Below are 20,355 nucleotides of genomic sequence, written 5' to 3'. Positions count from 1 at the left end.
GCAGCCTCGCTCATCCCCTCTGAGCCTCGGACCTCGATCCGGACCCGTCCGTCGACTTCGGTGGACGGTCGATCGCGGGGACGGCCTCGACGTGAGGTGTGCGGGTTGCGGCTGTGGTGTCGGCGGTGGTGGAGCCGGACGCCGCCGACTCGGCCCCGGCCCTGGTCACGGAGCGACGGGGTCCGCGGGGGAGGGGGCGGTCGCGGGGGCGGGCATCGTGGTGGCGCGGAGAGCGGTGGTGACGGGGGCGGGTGGCGTGACGGCGGGGGCGGCCCGGTCGAGGACGGCGCGCACGAACGGCGGCAGGACGCCGCGCAGCACGTTCACCTCGTGCTGCTCCGCCCGCGCCAGCGCCTCCGCCACAGCCCGCGCCGCCTCGTGCCCGGCCTGTCGCGCGGCGGTTTCCGTGTCGTCTCGTGTCGTCTCGTGCCTGGCCTGTGGTGTGGCGGTTTCCGTGTCGTCTCGTGTCGCCTCGTGCCCGGCCCGTGGCATGGCCCCCTCCGCCGCTCCCTGCGCCGCCTCGTCCGTGGTGGCGGGCGGGAGCGTGGTCAGGAGGTCGAGCGCGGCCAGGGCGGCGGTGGCGATGTCGCGGGCGGCGGCGATCCAGGGGCGCAGCTCCTCGCCGATCCGCCCCGGCGCGCTCGTGGGCAGCGCCGCCAGCCGCTCCAGCTCGAAACGCAGCCGCCGCGCGGCGCCAGCGTCCTCCCCGTCCCGCTGCGCCGCGCCAGTGTCCTCCGCGCTCCGCAGCGCCGCGCCTGCGTCCTCCGAGCCCTGCCGTCCCGCGAGTGCGTTCGCCCCGTCCGGCCGTACCGCCACGTTGGCGGCCCTCTCGCCCCGCGGCCGTGCCGCAGCCCTGGAGGTGCCTGCGAGGACGGACGCGCACAGCGCCGACAGCGCCGGGCTCTGGTCGGCGCTCGGCGGCCACGACGAGCACGCCTCGACGAGCGGGGCGAGCTCGGCGGCCCCCGGCACGAGCCGCACCGCGCGTTCGTGGGAGAGCTCCGGGTCGTAGGCGGCGGGCTGCCAGGCGTAGTCGGCGACCGTGGCGAGCGCGAGCCGCGAGGCGGCGGCGTGGACCATGGGGTTGGCCGTCACTCCGGCCAGGGGAACGGTGTCGAGCCGGGTGTCGCGGCCGGTCAGCGGCCCCAGGAACACCCGGGTGAAGTCGAAGTCGTTGACCGGGAAGTTGTCCCACAGCGCCACCCGGTGCCCGTAGGAGGCCGCGGCGGCGGCGATCTCGTCGGCCGTGACCGTGCCGACGACCACGTCCCGGCCGGTCCACCACACCAGCACGCCGGGCGGCAGTTCCTCGGCCAGCCGGTCGCGGTAGGCGGTGCGGGACGTGCCCGCGTAGTCGGTCGGCACCATCGTCAGGGGCCGCTCCGCGCCCCGGGGTTCCAGGAACGCCTCGGTGAAGTCGCGGCACACCGCGGCGTGCGCGCGAGCGCTCGCCCCCGGCGCGGTGCCGAAGGCCGCGCGGTCGCGCTCGTGCTCCAGCTCGGCCGGGATGTCGTCGAACAGCAGGGCGAACTCCCGCACGCCCGCCTCCCACACCTGCGCGGCCTTGGCGCGCAGCGCGGCCCGCTCGGCCGGGTCGCTGTAGACCATCGACAGTCCGGGGCTCAGCGCGAACACGAACCGCACGTGCCGCGCCGCCGCCTCGGCCACCAGCTCGCCCAGCCGGGCCAGCTCCGTCGCGGGGTACGGCTCGCGCCAGCGCTCCCGGTGGTACGGGTCGTCCTTGGGCGCGTAGACGTAGGCGTTGAGCTTGTGCCGGCCGGAGAAACGCAGGTGCTCCAGCCGGTCGGCGTGGGACCACGGGGTGCCGTAGAAGCCCTCGATGGTGCCCCGCAGCGGCAGGTCGGGCCAGTCGCGCACGTCGGCGGCCGGCACGCAGAGCGCGTGCTCGGCGCACGGGGCGGCCACGAGCGCGATGAGGGTCTGCGCGCCGTAGAAGGCCCCGGCGGGGTCGGCGCCGGTGACGAGCACGGCGTCGCGGCCGGTGGTGAGCGTGTAACCCTCGGGCGGCAGCGCGGCGCCGGAGTCGACCCGCACCTCGACGCGCACGACGCGGCGGGACCCGGCGGCGGGTCCCGCGGCCGGGTCGGCGGGACCCGTGGGGAGGCCTGTGGGAAGGTGCGTGGGAAGGCTCGTGGGCAGAGCGTCGTGGAGCGCGGCGACGGCCGTGGCCGTGCCGGGGCCGCCGTCGACGTGGAACGCCTCGCACTCCAGGTGAGGGGCGCTGACCGAGGCCTTCTGAGGGGTGGGGTTCAGCCACTCCAGCGTCTGCATTGTGGGAACGATACCCGATAGCATGCGCACTCGTGAGTGCCGAAGTCACCGAAGTCGCCCCAGGGGTCTTCCGCGTCCTGGACACCTGCCACGTGTACGTCGTCGCGGTGCCCCCGGGGCCCGGCGGGGAGCGCACGGGCGTCGCCGTCGACTTCGGCTCCGGCCGGGTGCTCGACCTGCTTCCCGAGATGGGGCTCGACCGCCTCACCGACGTGCTCATGACCCACCACCACCGCGACCAGGCGCAGGGCTTACATCGGGCGGCCGGCGCGGGCGTGGCGGTCCACGTGCCGCCGGTCGAGCGTGAGCTGTTCGACGAGGTGGACGTCATGTGGGCGGGCCGGCGCCTGGTCAACGACTACGACCTGCGTGACGACCGGTTCTCGCTGCTGGAGCCGGTGCCGGTGGACGGGGTGGTCCCCGAGTACCGCACGGCGAGCTTCGGCGGCGTGGACGTGCGGGTCCTGCCCACGCCGGGCCACACCGTCGGGTCGGTGACCTACCTCGTGGAGACGAGGGGCGGCCGGGTGGCGTTCACCGGCGACCTCATCTACGCCCCGGGCAAGGTGTGGTCGCTGGCCGCCACCCAGTGGTCGTACACCGAGAACGAGGGCCCGGCCATGGTCATCCTGAGCTGCGAGCTGCTGCGCGCCGAGCGGCCGGACCTGCTGTGCCCGTCGCACGGCGAGCCGATGCCCGATCCCGACGCGGCGCTCGCGCGGCTGTCGGCCACCATGCAGCGCTACGTCGACGCCCGCCGCGCCTACCCGTGGGACGTGCGCGGCCTGCTCGACAACCCGTTCGTCCAGGTCACGCCGCACCTGCTGATGAACAGGAGCAGCCTGTCCCACAGCTACGCGCTGCTGTCGGAGTCGGGCGCGGCGCTGCTGTTCGACTTCGGCTACGACATGACGACCGGGCTGCCCGCGAGCACCGACCGGGCGGCCCGCCGCCCATGGCTGGCCTCGCTGCCCGCGCTGCGCCGCCACTACGGTGTCACGGACGTCGAGGTCGCGCTGCCCACCCACTACCACGACGACCACGTGGCTGGCATGCCGCTGCTGCGCGACGTGGAGGGCACCGAGCTGTGGGTGCCGTCCCACATCGCGCCCGTGCTGGCCGCGCCGCTCCACCACGACCTGCCGTGCCAGTGGTACGACCCGATCCCCGCCGACCGGGTGCTCGGGCTGGGCGAGACCGTGCGGTGGCGGGAGTACGAGATCACCGTCCACGACCTGCCGGGGCACACGCTGTACGCGGCGGCGTACGAGGTCGTGGTGGACGGCCACAAGGTGCTGGTGACGGGCGACCAGCAAGACGGCCAGGGCATTCCAGGCGAACGCCATGAGATCCTTAATTATCAGTACAAGAACCGGTTCCGGATCGAGGACTACCGGCGCAGCGCCGCCCTCTACCGGCGCCTGCGCCCCGACCTGATGATCAGCGGCCACTGGAAGCCCCGGTGGGTCGACGACGACTACCTGCGCATGCTGGCCGAAGGAGGCGAACGGCTCATCGACCTGCACCAGGAGCTGTTGCCGCTGGACCGGCTCGACCTGGGCGCCGACGGCGTCCTGTGCCGTCTCACCCCGTACCACACGCGTGTGGCGGCGGGCGGCGAGGTGGTCCTGACCGCCACCCTGCGCAACCCCTGGCCCGAGAAGGTCGCGGCCTGGGTGGAGCCCGTCGTCCCGCCCGGCTGGCGGCGCGAGCCGGGAACGTTTCCGGTGACGCTGCCCGCGCGGGGTACTGAGCAGGTGCACCTCCGTCTCGGCGCCGCCGCCATGCCCGGCCGGCGCGTCCGCCTGGCCGTCGACGTGACCATCGGCGACCTGCGGCTCGGCCAGCACGCCGAGGCGCTGGTGGACGTGATCCCGGAATGACCCTCCAGGAGAGGACCCGATGACCACAGAGCGCGGCGCCTCGCCCCTCGGCCGCGGCCGGCGACCGACGATCAAGGACGTGGCGCAGGCCGCGGGAGTGTCCCGCTCCACGGTCTCGCGGGCGCTGACCGGCCGCGGCTACGCCGCCGACGACGTCCGCGAGCGCGTCCAGCGGGCGGCGGCCGAGCTGGGCTACGTGCCCGACGTGATGGCCCGCACCCTCAAGCAGCAGGTCAGCCGGTCGATCGGGGTGATCGTCAGCGATCTGCGCAACCCGTTCTACGCCGACCTGGCGGCGGGGGCCGGCGCCGAGGCGCGCAGTCGCGGCTACACCATGGTGCTGGCCGACACGGGGCTGTCCGCCGACGCCGAGAACGAGGCGGCCGAGGCGTTCGTGGCGCTGCGCGTGGCGGGCGTCGTCGTCACCCCCAACTCGCCGAAGGTGTCCACGTACCTCGGCTCCCACGGCATCCCGGTCATCGAGGTGGACCGGCAGTTCGCGCCCGGCGTCACCGACGGCGTGGTGGTGGGCAACCGCGTCGGCGCCCGCGACGCCACGACGCACCTCGTGTCGCTCGGCCACCGCCGCATCGCGCTGTTCATCGACGAGACCAACTGGACCACCGGCTACGAGCGCTACCAGGGCTACTCCGAGGCGCTCGCGATGGGCGGCGCCACCGTGGAGCCCGAGCTGGTGGTCTCCTCCGGCTGGGACGTGGCCGACTCGCGGCGGCGGGCGCTCGACATGCTGCGCCTGCCGGACCGGCCGACGGCGGTCTTCGCCGCCAACAACGTGCTGGCCGAGGGCGTCTGGCGGGCGATCGCCGAGCTGGGGCTGCGCGTGCCCGCGGACGTCAGCCTGGTGGCCTTCGACGACGCGCCCTGGATGAGCATGGTCTCGCCCACGGTCACGGCGGTCGCGCAGGACACCATGGGGCTGGGCGCCGCGGCGGTGCGGCGCCTGCACGAGCGGCTGGAGACGCCGGACGGGGAGTCGCTGACCACGGTCCTCGCCGTCCGCCTGGTGACCCGCGGCTCCACCGGCCCGTGCCCGGACGGGGCTCGCGGTACCGGCTGACCCCCCTTGGCACGTCCGGCTCGCGGCACCGGCTGGCCCCCCTTGGCACGTCCGGCTCGCGGCACCGGCTGGCCCCCTGGCACGTCCGGCTCGCGCCGCTGGCGCGTCCGGCTCGCGGCGGAGTGCGGAGATTGACCCGGCAGGGGTGCGCTCCTAGGACCCGTGTGGGAACGATGCCATATCGGTTCCGCGTGCAGGGCTGCCGATCGGAGGCACATGGACCCGCACCTTCCCGCGGCCGAGCCGCCGCCCGTCCTCGCCCTCGACATCGGCGGCACCAAGCTGGCCGTCGGCGTGGTGACGCCCGACGGGCGCGTCCACGGCTGGCAGAGCGCGCCGACCCGCCGGGAGGAGGGGCCCGAGGCCGTCCTGACCCGGCTGTTCGACCTCGGCCGCAAGGCCGTCGCCGAGGCCGGGCGGCTGACCGTCGGCGCCGTCGGCATCTCCTGCGGCGGGCCGCTCGACGCCGCCGCGGGAGTCGTCCAGTCGCCGCCCCACCTGCCCGGCTGGGCGGACGTCCCGGTCCGCGCCCTCGCCTCCGAGGCGTTCGAGGTGCCGGCCGTCCTGGAGAACGACGCGACGGCCGGGGCGCTGGCCGAGTTCCGCCACGGCGCGGGGCGCGGCACCGCCACGATGGTCTACCTGACGGTCTCGACCGGCGTCGGCGGCGGCACCGTCGTCGGCGGGCGCCTGCACCGGGGCGCGGCCGGCAACGGCGGCGAGCTGGGACACCTGGTGGTACGGCCGGGCGGGCGGCGGTGCGCGTGCGGCCGGCTCGGCTGCGTCGAGGCGTACGCCTCGGGCACGGCCATCGCCGGGCGCGCCCGCGAGGCCCTGGCCGAGGGCCGGCCGTCGAGCCTCGCCGCGCTGCCGGCCCCCACCGCCCGCGACGTCGGCGAGGCGGCCGCGGCGGGCGACCCGCTGGCCGTGGAGATCTGGGACGAGTCCGTCCGGGCCCTGGGCGCGGCGGTCACGGACCTGGTCAACGTGTTCGAGCCCGACCTGGTCGTGCTGGGCGGGGGCGTTGCCCGGGCGGGCGAGCGGCTCATCGGGCCGGTCGCCGCGATGGTGGCCCGCGAGGCCATGCCGCCGGCCGCCCGCGCGGCGCGCGTCGTCCGGGCCGAGCTGGGCGCGGCGGTGTGCGTCGTCGGCGCGGGCGCCGTCGCCCACGACTTCCTCGCCGCGCCCACCGGCGCGACCGGATCCGCCCATCCCGCCGCCGTCTCCGGAACGAGTGGAACGAACCATGCCTGACCCCACCGAACCGCTGACCTCCCCGGCGGGCGCCTCCACTACGGGCGCCTCCGCGGCCGTGCGGACGCCGGCCGTCGCCGCCGCGGCCGGCCTGGCCGAGCAGGTGGCCGCGCACGTGGCCGCCGCGCGGGCCGTCGAGGCGATGCTCCCCGCCGTCGAGGCGGTCGGCGAGCTGCTCATGAAGGCGTTCACCGCCGGCGGCACCCTCTACACGATGGGCAACGGCGGCAGCGCGGCCGACGCCCAGCACTTCACCGGCGAGCTGATCGGCCACTACCGGCGCGACCGCCGTCCGCTGCCCGCCGTCACCCTCACCACCGACGCCACCGTCATGACCTGCATCGCCAACGACTACGCCTACGACGAGGTGTTCGCCCGGCAGGTCCGCGCCCTGGCCCGGCCGGGCGACGTGGTGGCCGCGTTCACGACCAGCGGCAACTCGCCGAACATCGTCGCCGCCCTGGAGGCCGCCCGCGCGGGCGGCGCGGCGACCGTGCTGTTCGGCGGCGGGGACGGCGGCGCGGCGGCCCGCCACGCCGACCACCTGCTCCTCGCCCCCTCCTGCCAGACCCCTCGCATCCAGGAGATGCACACCCTCATGCTGCACATGATCAGTGACCGGCTCGACGCCTGGGCCGCCGCGTGAGCGGCCCCGCCGCCCGGCGCGCCGCGCCCATGGCCAACGCCCCCTCCGGCCCGCAGCCGGACGGCATGCCGTGGGCGCCCCGGCCCGCGGCGGCCCCCGGCCGCACCCTGCACATGATCGGCAACGCCCACCTCGACCCGGTCTGGCTGTGGCCGTGGCAGGAGGGCTACCAGGAGGCGCGGGCGACGTTCTGGTCGGCGATCCACCGCATGGACGAGTACCCCGACTTCGTCTTCACCTGCGACCAGGTGGTGCTGCTGTCGTGGGTGGAGGAGGCGGACCCCGAGCTGTTCGCCCGGATCAGGGAGCGGGTGGCCGAGGGCCGCTGGCACCTGGCCGGCGGCTGGTGGGTGGAGCCCGACTGCAACATGCCGTCCGGCGAGTCGTTCGTCCGCCAGGGCCTGTACGGCCAGCGCTACCTGGAGGACCGCTTCGGCGTCATGGCCACGGTCGGCATGAACGTGGACCCGTTCGGCCACAACGCCATGCTCCCGGCGATCCTGCGCGGCCAGGGCATGGACTCCTACTGCTTCCTGCGGCCCGGGCCGCACGAGAGCGACCTGCCCGGCACCATGTTCTGGTGGGAGGCCCCCGACGGCAGCCGGGTGCTGGCGTACCGCATCCCGTTCGAGTACTGCAGCCCGCCCGGCGACGTGGCGGGGCAGACCGAGAAGGCCTTGGGCCAGCTCGACCGCTCCCTCGGCGACCTCATGGTGTTCTACGGGGTCGGCAACCACGGCGGCGGCCCGACGAAGGCCAACATCGACTCCATCCACCGCTACGACCGGATGGGCACGTTCGGCGAGATGGTCATGTCGTCGCCGCGCCGCTACTTCGACGAGACGGCCAAGCGGCTCGGCGAGGAGGGGCTGGCCGCGCTGCCGGTGTGGCGCGACGACCTCCAGCACCACGCCGCCGGCTGCTACTCCGCCCACTCGGGTGTCAAGGCGTGGCAGCGCCGGGCGCAGGCCGCGGTCCTGTCGGCCGAGCGGTGGGCGGCCGTCGCCGGCCACGACGCCCGCGCCGAGCTGGAACGGGCGTGGAAGCAGGTGCTGTTCAACCAGTTCCACGACGTGCTGCCCGGCTCGGCGATCGAGCCCGCCTACGACGACGCCCGCGACCAGCTCGGTGAGGCCGTGGCGATCTCCAAGCGGATCATCACGCGGGCCCACAACGTGATCGCCCGCGACGTGCGCGTCCCCGCGGAGCCGGACACCTCGCCGGTGCTCGTCTTCAACCCGCACCCCTGGCCGGTCGCCTGCGACGTCGAGATGCAGTACGGCCTCGCGCCGGGCGGCGTCCACGTCGTGGACGCCGGCGGCGGGGCGGTCGCCTCGCAGGGCACCCAGCCGGTGGCGACGACCGACGACCAGGGGCGCGGCGCGACGGTGTTCCGGGCGGAGCTGCCGCCGCTGGGCTACCGGCTCTACCGGATGCGGCCGGGCGCGCCGCTCCCGCGCCCGAGCCGGCTGACGGCCACCGCGAGCCGGCTGGAGAACGACGTCCTGCGGGTGGAGTTCGACCCCGCCACGGGCTGGCCGGCGAGCCTGCTCGACAAGCGCACCGGCGCCGACCTGGTGCGCGGCGCCCTCGGTGAGCACACGCGGATCTGCGCCGACCCGACCGACACGTGGGGCCACCGCGTCGTCTCCTACGACTGGCCCGGCGACGAGATGGCGGTCACGTCCGTCGTGCTGCGCGAGAGCGGGCCGCTGCGGGCCCGCCTGCGCGTCGAGCGGGAGTGGGGACGCTCGTCGATGGTCGAGGAGTTCCTGCTCGGCGAGGACTCCGACGCCGTCGAGGTGCGGGTGAGCATCGACTGGCGGGAGCGGGCCCACCTCATGAAGCTGCGGTTCCCGCTCGCCGTGGAGGAGCCGGTCGCCACGTACGAGATCCCGTTCGGGCAACTGCGGCGGCCCGTGGACGGCGCGGAGGAGCCGGCGCAGTCGTGGGTGGACATGTCGGGCACCGTGGACGGCGTGCCCGCCGGCCTGGCCGTGGTCAACGACGCCAAGCACGCCTACGACGTCGCGCCCGCCGGGCCCGGCCGGAGCCCGAGCATCGGCATCACCGCCGTGCGCAGCCCCGTCCACGCCTGGCACGACCCGCGGCTGCTCGACCCCGACGGTTTCTACGCCTACCAGGACCAGGGCGTCCAGCATTTCCGCTACCTGCTGGTGCCGCACGGCGGCGACTGGCGGGAGGCCGGTCCGACCCGGCGGGCGGCGGTGCTCGGCTCGCCCGTACGGGCCATGCTGGAGAGCTTCCACGACGGCTGCCTGCCGCCCGAGCGGGCCTTCGTGGACGACGGCGGCGGCCAGGTCATGGTGACGGCGGTCAAGTGCCACGAGGACGAGCCGGGCGACCTGGTGGTGCGGGCGGTGGAGACGCACGGCCGCGCGGTCACCGCCACTCTGGACGTGCCGCTGGCCGGGGTGCGGATCACCGCCGCCTTCGGGCCCTGCCAGATCCGCACGTTCCGCATCCCGCGCGCCGACCCGCTGGCGGCCGTGGAGACGGACCTGCTGGAGCTGGGCGCGCGCAAGGGCGCCCTGACGGTGGAGCCGCTGTGACCGGGACCGTCTCACCCCTGGAGGTCCCGAGGACCCAGGGGACGACCGTGGTGGTCGCCGAGCCGGGCGGGGGAGAGCTGGTCGTCGAGGTCGGCGGCGGCGGCCCGTACATCGTCGTCCCGGAGTGGGGCGCCCCGCTGCCGTCCGGCCGCCGGGAGCTGCGGCTGCGCGTGCGGCACGACGGCGCCGCGCCGGCCGAGGCCCGCGTGCGGGTCAGCCGGTCGGTGACCGCGCGCGCCCCGTGGTGGCTGATCCCCGGCCTGTTCTACGGCGAGAACCGGCCGGAGGGCTGCCACCGCGTCTTCCCCCGCTTCGCGGCCGGCGCCGACCTGCCGGAGGAGATGGTCAGCTCCCGCTGGGGGTTCCGCGCGGACCGGGCGGCGACGCCCGCGGTCATGGTGTGGGGCGACGCGGGCGGGGCCGCGCTGCTCGCCGGCGAGGACTCGCCGCTCGGCACGACCGGGCTCGCGTTCGAGCACGCGGCCGGGGTCGCCACCGTGTCGCTGCTGTTCCCGTACCGGGAGTACCCGGTCACCTACTACGGCTCCGCGCCGCCCCTGCCGCCCGAGGCCGCCGCGCACGTGTGGCAGCCAGGCGAGGAGCACGTGCTGACGCTCGCCACCTGCCCGCTGCCGGCCGACCGGCACGCGTACGCGGAGCTGCTGCGCGAGGACCACGCGCTGCGCGCGCCAGGCGCGCCCGTCGAGCCGTGGACGGACGTGGAGAGCGCGGCCGGCATCGCCGCCGAGGGGCTGTACCGGTGGCACTACGACCCCGACCCCGGCGTGCTGCTGGAGACGGTCGGCTTCGACCGCGAGGTGTGCGGCACCAACGGCGAGCGGGTCGACCGGCAGGCCATGCACGTCGGCTGGGTGAGCGGCGTGCCGTGGGCGGCGGCGCTGCTGGAGCACGCGCTGCGGACCGGCCGCGCCGACCAGGCCGCCGCCGCGGAGCGCGTCATCGACTTCGTGTGCGCCGAGCTGTCGCCTTCCGGGACGTTCTGGGGCACCTGGTACCGCGACGCGGGCTGGTCCCAGAGCTGGACCCCGATCGAGGACGGGCTGCACGCGCGCACGCTGGGCGAGGCGACGCTGTTCCTGCTGCGGGCGCTGCGGCTGCGCGACCGCGAGCGCCGGCCGCCGCGGCCGCGTGGCGGAGGGCGGGGGGCCTGGCGGGAGGCGGCCCGCTCCAACCTGGACGTCATGGCGGGCCGCCAGCGCCCCGACGGCAACCTCGGCGCCATCCACCACGCCCGCACGGGGGAGGTGCTGTCGTGGTCGGGCGCCTCCGGCCTGACCTGGGTGGCCGCCCTGGCGGAGGCCGGCGACCTGGACGGGGACGGCCTCTACCTACGCGCCGCCGAGCGGGCGGGCGAGTACTACGCCGCGTTCGTGGACGACGAGTTCATCTACGGCGCGCCCGAGGACGTGGACCTCGCGCCCACCTCGGAGGACGGCTACGCCGCGGTGATGGCGTACATGGCGCTGCACCGCCGCACCGGCCGGGCCCGCTGGCTGGACCTCGCGCGCCGGGCGGCCGACTGGATGCTGACCTTCCGCTACAGCTACAACGTCCGCTTCGGGCCGCGCACGCCGCTCGGCGCGTACGGCTTCGCCACCCGCGGCGGCGACCAGGCGTCGCCGTCCAACCAGCACCTGCACGCCTACGGGCTGGTCTGCACGGCCGAGCTGCTGGAGCTGTCGGCCGCGCTGGGCGACCCGTACTACGCCGAGCGGGCGCACGAGACGCTGGACTGCTTCCGCCAGCTCCTCCCGGCGGCCGACGGCGACCTCAACGGCTACCGCGGCATGATCACCGAACGGTACTACCAGACGGCGTGCTTCCAGCCGAAGGGCATGTACCTGACGCTGTCGCACGCCTGGAGCGCCGGGGTGCTGCTGCTGGCCTGCGAGCAGGTCCTCCGCGTCTGAAAATTTCATCAGCGCACCGATAATTTCGGCCGCCCAGGGCCATACGTCACCCTCGAAGCCCCGCGCCGCGTTGACCGGCGCATGCCCGACCTCTACCGTCCGGGGAGCTCGGCCCGTCGCCGGGCCGAAAATTTCGGAATCCGGTACGCCGCGGAGGTGGACCCCCATGCCCCCGTCCCCGCCCCACCGCTCCAGGAACCTCGCCCTGGCCGCCCTCCTCGGGCTGCTGGCCACGTTCCTCCTGCACGCGAGCCCGGCCGGCGCGTCGGCCGCGCTGCGCGTGCACGCCGCCGCCCGCGCGAAGTTCATCGGCGCCGCCCTGGCCACCGGCCCGCTGGCGAACGAGAGCGCCTACCGCGGCCTCGCCGCCGCCGAGTTCAACCAGGTCACCGCCGAGAACGCCATGAAGTGGGACGCCACCGAGCCCAGCCAGGGCCAGTTCACCTTCGGCGGCGCCGACGCGGTCGTCTCCTTCGCCACCCAGAACAACCAGCAGGTCCACGGCCACACGCTCGTCTGGCACAACCAGACCCCCGGCTGGGTGCAGGGCCTCGGCGCCAGTGCCATGCGCGCCGCCCTGCAGAACCACATCAGCCAGGTCGTCGGACGCTACGCCGCCAACCCCGCCGTCGTCTCCTGGGACGTCGTCAACGAGGTCTTCGACGACAACGGCACCCTGCGCACCTCGTTCTGGTACAACACGCTGGGCCAGAGCTACATCGCCGACGCCTTCCGCGCCGCCCGCGCCGCCGACCCCGACGCGCGGCTGTGCATCAACGACTACAACACCGAGGGGATCAACGCGAAGAGCACCGCCCTCTACAACCTGGTGCGTTCGCTGCGCCAGGACGGCGTGCCGGTCGACTGCGTGGGCTTCCAGAGCCACCTCGCCATCCAGTACGGCTTCCCGAGCCAGCTGCAGCAGAACCTCCAGCGCTTCGCCGACCTGGGCGTCCAGGTCCGGATCACCGAGCTGGACGTGCGCATGGTGATGCCCCGCGACGCCGGCAAGGACGCCACGCAGGCCGCCTACTACCGGGACGTCGTCAACGCCTGCCTGGCCGTCACCGCGTGCGCCGGGATCACGATCTGGGGCTTCACCGACAAGTACTCCTGGGTGCCCGACACCTTCTCCGGCCAGGGCGCCGCGCTGATCTACAACGACAGCTACCAGGCCAAGCCCGCCTACACCGCCGTCCACGACGCCCTGGCCGGCGGCACCGGCGGCACCGACACCACGCCGCCCACCACGCCCGGCACACCCGCGGTGTCCGGCGTGACCGCCGGCTCCGCCACCCTGACCTGGGCGGCCTCCACCGACTCCGGCGGCAGCGGCCTGGCCGGCTACACCGTCTACCGGGAACAGGGCGCCACCGACCCCGAGCTCGGGCGCAGCACCGGCCCGACGATCACGCTCAGCGGGCTGAGCGCCGCCACGCAGTACCAGGTGTACGTGCGGGCCCGCGACGGCGCCGGCAACCTGTCCGCCGCATCGCCCACCGCCATGTTCACGACCTCCACCGGCGGCGGGGACACGGGCGGCTGCTCGGCCACCGGGACCGTGCAGAACCAGTGGGACGGCGGCTACGTGGTGCAGCCCGTGACCGTCACCAACACCGGCACGGCCACGATCAGCGGCTGGAGCGTCACCTTCACCCTGCCCGCCGGCCACGCCGTCACCGGCTCGTGGAACGCCGCCCTCACCGTCAACGGGCAGACGGTGACCGCGCGGAGCCTGCCCTACAACGGCACCCTCGCCCCGGGGGCGAGCGCCACCTTCGGCTTCCAGGCGTCCCGCCCGCCGGGCGACACCTCCACGCCGAGCCGCTACACCTGCGCCTCCTGACCCGGCCGGGGACTCCCGCCCGCGAGCGCTCGACCCCGAGTCCGAGACCGACGTCGGCGGCTACGGCGTCCTGAGGTTCGGCGCGTTCCACCTGATCATCGACAACCGCAAGGACATCGGCGACAGGAACCCCGAGCCGGGCCGGATGATCCTCAACTTCGAGGTGCCGGACGCCCGCGCCGTGGTGGCGCGCATGGAGGAGCTGGGCGCCTCCTGGGTGGCGGAGCTGGAGGACCGCGACGGCAGCCTGTTCGCCACCGTCCTCGACCCGGACGGCAACTACGTCCAGATCCTGCAGCTCGGTGAGGAGGCCCGCGCGGCCATGTGACGTCGCGGGCCCCCGGTGTCAACGGCCGGCGCCGGGGTTGCGCGTGTAGCCGAGCAGGTCACCGGGCTGACAGTCGAGGACCTCGCACAGCCGGGCGAGGGTGGAGAACCTGATGGCCCGGCCCTTGCCGGTCTTGAGGACGGACAGGTTGGCGATCGTCACCTCGACCCGGTGGGACAGCTCGGTCAGCGTCATGCCGCGCCGGGCGAGCAGTTCGTCGAGCCGGACCTCGATGCGCCCGTCGAGCTCCCCGGGCGGCACTCAGATCGTGCCTTCGAGATCGTCGAGCATGGCCAGCCCACGCCCGATCACCTCGGCCGCCACGAACGCCCCCACGCCCATCAGCACGGTCACCACCGGCACGTCGACGTCGCCCGGCACCGGACGCGGATCGACCGTCAGCAGCCGCGCGGCCACGGTCTTGGCGGTGAAGTCGAGGGCGAGGGCCGCCAGCGAGCCGAGCGTGAGGACGGCCCCGATCCTGCGCAGGTCACGGACCGTCCCGGCGGAGAAGAACGCCCGGTCGCCGGCCACGCCCCTGCCGGTGATGCGCACCAGCCAGAACGGGGACAGCAGGATCGCCAGCATCCCGGGCAGCCAGGTGAGCAGGTGCAGCACGGCCAGCAGCGGCGCGTGGGCCGGGTCGTACAGGGCCGCCTCCACGGTGACGGCGACCGCCCTCGCCCCGGGGGTGAGGGCGCCGTCGAACGACACGCCGGTGTGGGACGGCCGGAGCCCGGTGAAGCCGAAGTCCGGCTTCGCGGCCGGGACGGCGGCCAGGATGACGTCACCCGCCAGGCGCGCGAGGAGAGCGAGCGCGCCGAGCACGAGAGCGGTGCACAGGATCGCGTGCAGACGCCGGGTCCACGCACCGGCCGTCGAGGGCATGTATCCGGCCGCGGCCTCACTCATCGGACGCCTCCTTATCGAATATCGATGCGACCCTGGCCACGATAGCATCGAAAAACGATAAAACAAGTCCGGCTTGTGACGGGTGTTGCCTGCTGTGTGACGGGAAGGCGGGCTGTATGGGGAGCAGCACGAACGCGGCCGGCGGGGAGAGCGGCGACGGCCGGATCGTCACGGTGTCGTCCTGGCGGGAGCTGGACGACGCGATCAGCGAGGTGAGCGGACCCCGGGGGCCGCGACCGCGCGGCGGCCCCTCGCACTCCGCCATGGTGTTCCGGGGGCGGTCGCGCCCCCCGCACTCGCACCTGTCCGGGCTGGCCCGGCTGGCCGGGGAGTACCCGGCGGTGGAGCGCCACCTCATCCGCAACTTCCGCAAGTACGCCCACCGCCAGGCGCCCGGCCCGACGATCTGGGACTGGCTGGCGCTCGGCCAGCACCACGGGCTGCCCACGCGGCTGGTCGACTGGACGTTCTCGCCGCTGGTCGCGCTGCACTTCGCCACGGCGGCCTGGCCGCACGACGAGGCGATGCTCATCGGGCTCGACTGCGAGGCGGCGCACCGGCTGCTGCCCGGGCCGCTGCGCGAGGTCCTCGACCACGAGGGCGCCGTGCTGTTCACGACCGAGATGCTCGCCCGGCGCGCCCCCGACCTGGACAGCTTCGGCAAGCTGGCGGGCGCGGAGCCGTTCCTCGCCCTGTTCGAGCCCCCCTCGCTGGACGAGCGGATCGTCACCCAGTCGTCGGTGCTGTCGGCGCTGTCGGACGTGACGTGGCCGGTGGAGCGGTGGCTGAACGCCCACCCCGACCTGTGGCGGGCGTGGCGCATCCCGCCGGAGGTCAAGGCCGAGGTGCGGGAACGGCTCGACCAGGCCGGCATCACCGAACGGGCGCTGCTGCCCGGCCTGGACGGGCTGGCGGCCTGGCTGCGCCGCTACTACTCGCCGGAGGCGTGCCTGGAGCACCAGGGCGACGAGTGCGCCCCCGGCAACACCGGCAACGCCTGAGCGGCCGGCCCGGAGCCCCCCGAACGCCTCAGGACGTCTGGAACTGGGCGACGTTGGCCTTCGTGGCGACCTTCACCGGCACGGCCACCGTCTTCGCGATCGTCTCGCCGTTGGCCGCCTTGACCGCGGCCTCCACAGCCCGCTGGCCGAGCAGCTTCGGCTGCTGGGCGATCGTCGCGGTCATGGTGCCCGCCGCCACCGCCTTCAGCCCCTCGGGCGTGCCGTCGAAGCCGACCACCTTGACCTGCTGACCGGCCTTGGCGCCGAGCGCCTTGACCGCGCCGAGCGCCATCTCGTCGTTCTCGGCGAAGACGCCGTTCAGGTCGGGGTGCGACTGGAGCAGGTTCGTCATGACGTCCAGGCCCTTGGTGCGGTCGAAGTCGGCCGGCTGCTGGGCGACGACCTGGATCCCGGGGTACGCCTTGATGCCCTCGGTGAAGCCCTGGCCGCGGTCACGGCTGGCGGACGTGCCGGGCACCCCCTGCAGGACCACCACCTTGCCGCTCCCGCCCACCGCCTTGGCCAGCTCCTGGGCCGCGTACCGGCCGCCCGCCACGTTGTCGGAGGCGACGGTCTGGGCCACCTCGGCGCCGTTGACGCCGCGGTCGGCGGCGATCACCGGGATGGAGACGCGGTCGGCGGCCTTGACCGCGGGCGCCGCCGCGTCGGAGTCGACCGGGTTGATGATGATCGCCTTCATGTTCTGGCTGGTGAAGTTCTGGACCTGGTTGACCTGCTGGGAGGCGTCGTTCTGGGCGTCGGTGACGGTCAGCGCGGCGCCGAGCCGGGCGGCCGCGGCCTGCGCGCCGTCCCTGAACTGCACGAAGTACGGGTTGTTCAGCGTCGAGACCGACATGCCGATCTTGACGCCGGCCCCGCCGGCCGAGCCGCCCCCGGCCGAGCCCGCCGAGGCCGCCGAACCCGCCGAACCGGACGAGCCGCACCCGGCCAGGCCCGCCACCAGGGCGGCCGTGGCCAGGACTGTCGCGGAAATCCGCATGATCTTCCCCCTCCTAGGACGTTTCCCTGCGGCGCAGGGTGTCGACGAGGACCGCGAGCGCGATGACCACGCCGATCACCACCTGCTGCCAGAACGCCGAGACCGACAGCAGGTTGAGGCCGTTGCGCAGGACGGCCAGGATGAGCGCCCCGACGAACGTGCCCAGCGCACGTCCCTTGCCGCCGGACAGGCTGGCCCCGCCGATGACCACGGCCGCGATCGCGTCCAGCTCGTAGCCGGTCGCGGCCTGCGGCTGGGCCGAGGCCAGGCGGCTGGCCAGCACGATGCCGGCCACCGCGGCGAACCCGCCCGACAGCGCGTACGTGATGAGCTTCTGCCGGTCCACCTTGATGCCGGACAGGCGGGCGGCCTCCTCGTTGCCGCCGATGGCGTACATGGCGCGGCCCGCGTAGGTGCGGTTGAGGATCACGGCCGCGACGACCCCCATGACAACCATGACGATGACGGGGACGGGCAGGTAGCGCCCGATCGTGTCGCCGAGGTGGGCCACCTGCGCCGGCAGCTCGATGGGGCTGCCCTGCGAGATCACCAGGGCCAGGCCGCGGGCGACGCCCAGCATGGCCAGCGTGGCGATGAACGGCGGCAGCTTGCCGTACGCGATGAGGACCGCGTTGACCAGCCCGCACGCCACGCCCACCGCCAGCCCGGCGACGGTGGCGACCGGCCACGGCCAGCCCGCGGGCGTGGCGCCCCAGGCCAGCGCGATGGCCGACAGCGCGGCCACCGACCCCACCGACAGGTCGATGCCGCCGGTGACGATGACGAACGTGGAGCCGAACGCGAGGATCGCGGTGACGGCCGCCTGCACGCCCACGTTGAGCAGGTTGGTGACGCTGAGGAAGTCGGACGACAGCACCGACAGCCCGACGACGAGCACGACGAGCGCGACCAGCGCGCCGTTCTCGGCGAGCCACACCGCCGCCGGCGAGCGCCGCTGGACGAGCACGTTACTGGACACGGCCACCCTCCACCTCCGCGACGGCCATCGCCATCACGTCGTCCTGCGTGGCCCCGGCGGCCGGGAGCTCGCCGACCAGGCGGCCGCGCGCCATGACGAGGATCCGGTCGCTCATCCCGAGCACCTCCGGCAGGTCGCTGGAGATCATCAGGACGGCGTCGCCCGCGGCGGTCAGCTCGTTGACGAGCTGGTAGATCTCGACCCGGGCGCCCACGTCGACGCCCCGGGTCGGCTCGTCCAGGATGAGCACGCGGGCCCCCGCCACGAGCCACTTGCCGATGACGACCTTCTGCTGGTTGCCACCGGACAGGGTGCGGACCTCCTGGTCGAGGCCCGCCATGCGGATGCCGAGCTGGTCGGCGACCTTGGCGGCGGCGCTGCGCTGGCCCCTGCGGTCCACGAACCCGGCCCGGGTGGCGTCGCGCAGGGTGACCAGGCCCAGGTTCTCGGCCACGGCGGCGCCCAGCACCAGGCCCTGGCCCTTGCGGTCCTCGGGGACGAGGCCGAGCCCCGCCTCCATGGCCGCGTGCACGTCGCCGGGCGGCAGCCGCCGGCCGTTCACGGTGACCTCGCCCGCGTCGTAGTGGTCGGCGCCGAAGACCGCCCGCGCGACCTCGGTCCGGCCCGCGCCGACGAGCCCGGCCACGCCGACCACCTCGCCCGCGCGCACCTCGAACGACACGTCCGCGAACACCCCGCGCCGGGTCAGCCCCGTCACCCTCAGCAGCGGCTCGCCGGGGCGGGCGCGCTGCCGCGGGTACTGCTGGTCGATGGGGCGGCCCACCATGAGCCGGACCAGCTCGTCGTGCGGCGTGGAGGCGGGCACCTCGGCCACGGAGCGGCCGTCGCGCAGCACGGTCACCCGGTCGCCGATCTGCGGGATCTCCTCCAGGTGGTGGGTGATGAACACGATGGACACGCCCTCGTCGCGCAGCTGCCTGACGATCGCGAACAGCTTCTCGACCTCGCCGGTGGTCAGCACCGCGGTCGGCTCGTCCATGATGAGGATCCGCGCCTCCAGCGCGAGCGCCTTGGCGATCTCGACCATCTGCATCCGCGCGATGCCGAGCCGGCCGACGGGCGTGCGCGGATCGACCCGCACGTCCACGCGGGCCAGCAGGCCGGCCGCGTCCCGCTCCATGCGGGCCCGGTCCACGAGGCCGAAGCGGCGCGGCGGGCGGCCGAGCGCCAGGTTCTCCGCCACCGTGAGCTGGGGGACCAGGTTGAACTCCTGGTAGATGGTGGCGATCCCGAGCGCCCGGGCGTCGCCCGCCGACCGGATCCGCACCGGCCGCCCGTCCATGACCACCCGGCCGCCGTCCGGGTGGTAGGCGCCGGACAAGATCTTGATGAGCGTGCTCTTCCCGGCGCCGTTCTCGCCCAGCAGCACGTGCACCTCGCCCGCGCGCAGGCTCAGGTCCACCCCGTCCAGGGCGAGGACGCCCGGGAACTGTTTGCGCAGGCCCTCGGCCCGGAGAATGTCCCCCGTCACGTCGTGATACTTGCCGATAACACGCCGTACGAACCTGAAAGGCGCAGGTCAGGTGCGCCGTCAGGGTTTCCGGAGGGTCACGGCCGGCGCGGCGGGGGAGGGGCGGTGCTGCCGCGGGGCACGAGCCGGGCGTCCTCGTCGCGCACGCCCTCGACCAGCTCGCCGCCGATGAGCGCCAGCAGCGCGCGCGCCGCGTGCGCCCCGTACGCGGGGATGTCGCGGGTGAGCGCGCTCAGCGCGGGCCGGACGATCTGCGACAGCGGGGAGTCGTCCCAGGCCACGATCGACAGGTCGCCCGGCACGTCGAGCCGCATCTCCTGGGCCGCCGACATGCCGGCCACGGCCATGATGTCGTTGTCGTAGACGACGGCGGTGGGCCGGGTGGGCGAGCCGAGCAGGCGGCGCGTGGCCCGGGCGCCCTCGCCGCCGGTGTAGTCGGTGTGCATGATGGCGTGCTGCTCCAGGCCGAGCTCCTCGCACACGGCGGTGAACGCCTGGTCGCGCAGCACGGTGTGGACCAGCTCGGGCAGGCCCGCCACCCGGGCGATGCGGCGGTGGCCGAGCGCGGCGAGGTACTCGACGGTCTCGCGGACGGCCGCGGCGTCGTCGGACCAGACCGGCGTCAGCGCGCCGGCCTGCGACGGATGGCCGATCACCACGGCCGGCAGCCCCAGCTCCTCCAGCGCGCTCACGCGCGGGTCGTCGAAGCGCAGGTCGACGAGGATGGCGCCGTCCACCCGCCGCTCGCCCCACCAGCGCCGGTGGACCTCCGCCTCCTGCTCCGGCGTGGCGGCCACCTGGAGCATCAGCGCGTACGAGCGGTCGGCCAGCTCGCCCTCGATGCCGCTGATCAACTCCATGAAGAACGGCTCCACGCCGAGGATGCGCGCGGGCCGGCACAGGGTCAGCCCCACCGATCGGGCCCGCGCCCCGCTCAGCGCCCGCGCGGCGCTGTTGGGCCGCCAGCCGATCTCCTCCGCGATCGCCTTGATCGCGGCACGCCTCGCCTCCGACACCCCCGGCCGGTCGTTCAGGGCGTACGAGACCGCCACCTTGGACACGCCCGCCCGACGCGCGATGTCGGCGATCGTCGGTCGCTTCACCGATCCCCCTCGATACGCCGCCGAGTGAACCGGTTAG

At 74.6% G+C, this 20,355-nt stretch carries 15 protein-coding genes and 1 pseudogene; 9 read left to right on the top strand and 7 right to left on the bottom strand.

The genetic code is table 11. The features are described from left to right. Positions 1–165 precede the first annotated feature (165 nt). Entirely contained in the window at positions 166–2,292 is a 2,127-nt protein-coding gene (locus HT134_RS29290) for a glycoside hydrolase family 84 protein (protein WP_175603677.1), read from the bottom strand. Between the two features lie 32 nt (positions 2,293–2,324). Here HT134_RS29290 and HT134_RS29285 point away from each other — a divergent pair, with 32 nt between their 5' ends. From HT134_RS29285 to HT134_RS29250, 8 genes and pseudogenes are all read left to right on the top strand, one after another. Next, positions 2,325–4,175 (top strand): MBL fold metallo-hydrolase, encoded by a 1,851-nt coding sequence (locus HT134_RS29285; RefSeq protein ID WP_175603676.1) that lies wholly within the window; start codon positions 2,325–2,327, stop codon positions 4,173–4,175. 19 nt (positions 4,176–4,194) lie between these two features. Beyond that, entirely contained in the window at positions 4,195–5,253 is a 1,059-nt protein-coding gene (locus HT134_RS29280) for a LacI family DNA-binding transcriptional regulator (RefSeq protein ID WP_175603675.1), read from the top strand. A gap of 216 nt (positions 5,254–5,469) precedes the next feature. Further along, positions 5,470–6,507, top strand: coding sequence for an ROK family protein (locus tag HT134_RS29275; protein WP_175603674.1), 1,038 nt, complete (start codon positions 5,470–5,472; stop codon positions 6,505–6,507). Next, positions 6,500–7,153, top strand: a complete 654-nt coding sequence (locus HT134_RS29270; protein ID WP_175603673.1) for a D-sedoheptulose-7-phosphate isomerase — start codon at positions 6,500–6,502, stop codon at positions 7,151–7,153. The genes HT134_RS29275 and HT134_RS29270 overlap by 8 nt, the downstream gene beginning before the upstream one ends. Continuing rightward, positions 7,150–9,726 carry an alpha-mannosidase gene (locus tag HT134_RS29265; protein WP_217708517.1) on the top strand — a complete coding sequence of 859 codons (2,577 nt, stop codon included), beginning with the start codon at positions 7,150–7,152 and terminating at the stop codon, positions 9,724–9,726. The genes HT134_RS29270 and HT134_RS29265 overlap by 4 nt, the downstream gene beginning before the upstream one ends. Further along, positions 9,723–11,657 (top strand): YyaL domain-containing protein, encoded by a 1,935-nt coding sequence (locus tag HT134_RS29260; RefSeq protein WP_175603672.1) that lies wholly within the window; start codon positions 9,723–9,725, stop codon positions 11,655–11,657. Before HT134_RS29265 ends, HT134_RS29260 begins: the two co-directional genes overlap by 4 nt. Positions 11,658–11,823: 166 nt before the next feature. After that, the gene (locus HT134_RS29255) at positions 11,824–13,503 is read left to right on the top strand and encodes an endo-1,4-beta-xylanase (protein WP_175603671.1); all 1,680 of its coding nucleotides are present in this window, start codon (positions 11,824–11,826) and stop codon (positions 13,501–13,503) included. 64 nt (positions 13,504–13,567) lie between these two features. Next, positions 13,568–13,831, top strand: a pseudogene (locus tag HT134_RS29250) (VOC family protein); the annotation flags it as partial. Positions 13,832–13,849: 18 nt separating this feature from the next. Here the strand turns inward: HT134_RS29250 and HT134_RS29245 are convergent. Together HT134_RS29245 and HT134_RS29240 are read right to left on the bottom strand one after the other, a co-directional pair. Continuing rightward, complete coding sequence (locus HT134_RS29245) at positions 13,850–14,092, bottom strand: helix-turn-helix domain-containing protein (RefSeq protein ID WP_175603670.1); 243 nt, start codon at positions 14,090–14,092, stop codon at positions 13,850–13,852. Next, positions 14,093–14,743 carry a DUF2975 domain-containing protein gene (locus tag HT134_RS29240; protein WP_175603669.1) on the bottom strand — a complete coding sequence of 217 codons (651 nt, stop codon included), beginning with the start codon at positions 14,741–14,743 and terminating at the stop codon, positions 14,093–14,095. It abuts the gene before it with no gap. A 116-nt stretch (positions 14,744–14,859) separates the two neighbouring features. Here HT134_RS29240 and HT134_RS29235 point away from each other — a divergent pair, with 116 nt between their 5' ends. After that, the gene (locus HT134_RS29235) at positions 14,860–15,744 is read left to right on the top strand and encodes an FRG domain-containing protein (RefSeq protein ID WP_175603668.1); all 885 of its coding nucleotides are present in this window, start codon (positions 14,860–14,862) and stop codon (positions 15,742–15,744) included. A gap of 28 nt (positions 15,745–15,772) precedes the next feature. Here the strand turns inward: HT134_RS29235 and HT134_RS48180 are convergent, their stop codons facing one another. The 4 genes from HT134_RS48180 to HT134_RS29220 form a co-directional block, all read right to left on the bottom strand. Continuing rightward, positions 15,773–16,744 carry a substrate-binding domain-containing protein gene (locus HT134_RS48180; protein WP_281387714.1) on the bottom strand — a complete coding sequence of 324 codons (972 nt, stop codon included), beginning with the start codon at positions 16,742–16,744 and terminating at the stop codon, positions 15,773–15,775. 13 nt (positions 16,745–16,757) lie between these two features. After that, positions 16,758–17,723 (bottom strand): ABC transporter permease, encoded by a 966-nt coding sequence (locus HT134_RS48175; RefSeq protein ID WP_376768118.1) that lies wholly within the window; start codon positions 17,721–17,723, stop codon positions 16,758–16,760. Continuing rightward, on the bottom strand, positions 17,713–19,215 hold the full coding sequence (locus tag HT134_RS29225) for a sugar ABC transporter ATP-binding protein (protein ID WP_175603667.1): 1,503 nt from the start codon (positions 19,213–19,215) through the stop codon (positions 17,713–17,715). Before HT134_RS29225 ends, HT134_RS48175 begins: the two co-directional genes overlap by 11 nt. Positions 19,216–19,292: 77 nt before the next feature. Continuing rightward, positions 19,293–20,318 carry a LacI family DNA-binding transcriptional regulator gene (locus tag HT134_RS29220; RefSeq protein WP_175603666.1) on the bottom strand — a complete coding sequence of 342 codons (1,026 nt, stop codon included), beginning with the start codon at positions 20,316–20,318 and terminating at the stop codon, positions 19,293–19,295. Positions 20,319–20,355 lie beyond the last annotated feature (37 nt).

Source organism: Nonomuraea rhodomycinica (assembly GCF_013363995.1).
GTDB classification, from domain to species: Bacteria; Actinomycetota; Actinomycetes; order Streptosporangiales; family Streptosporangiaceae; genus Nonomuraea; species Nonomuraea rhodomycinica.
The sequence above is the reverse complement of the archived record's forward strand: the minus strand, read 5'-3'. Positions and strand labels throughout refer to the sequence as shown.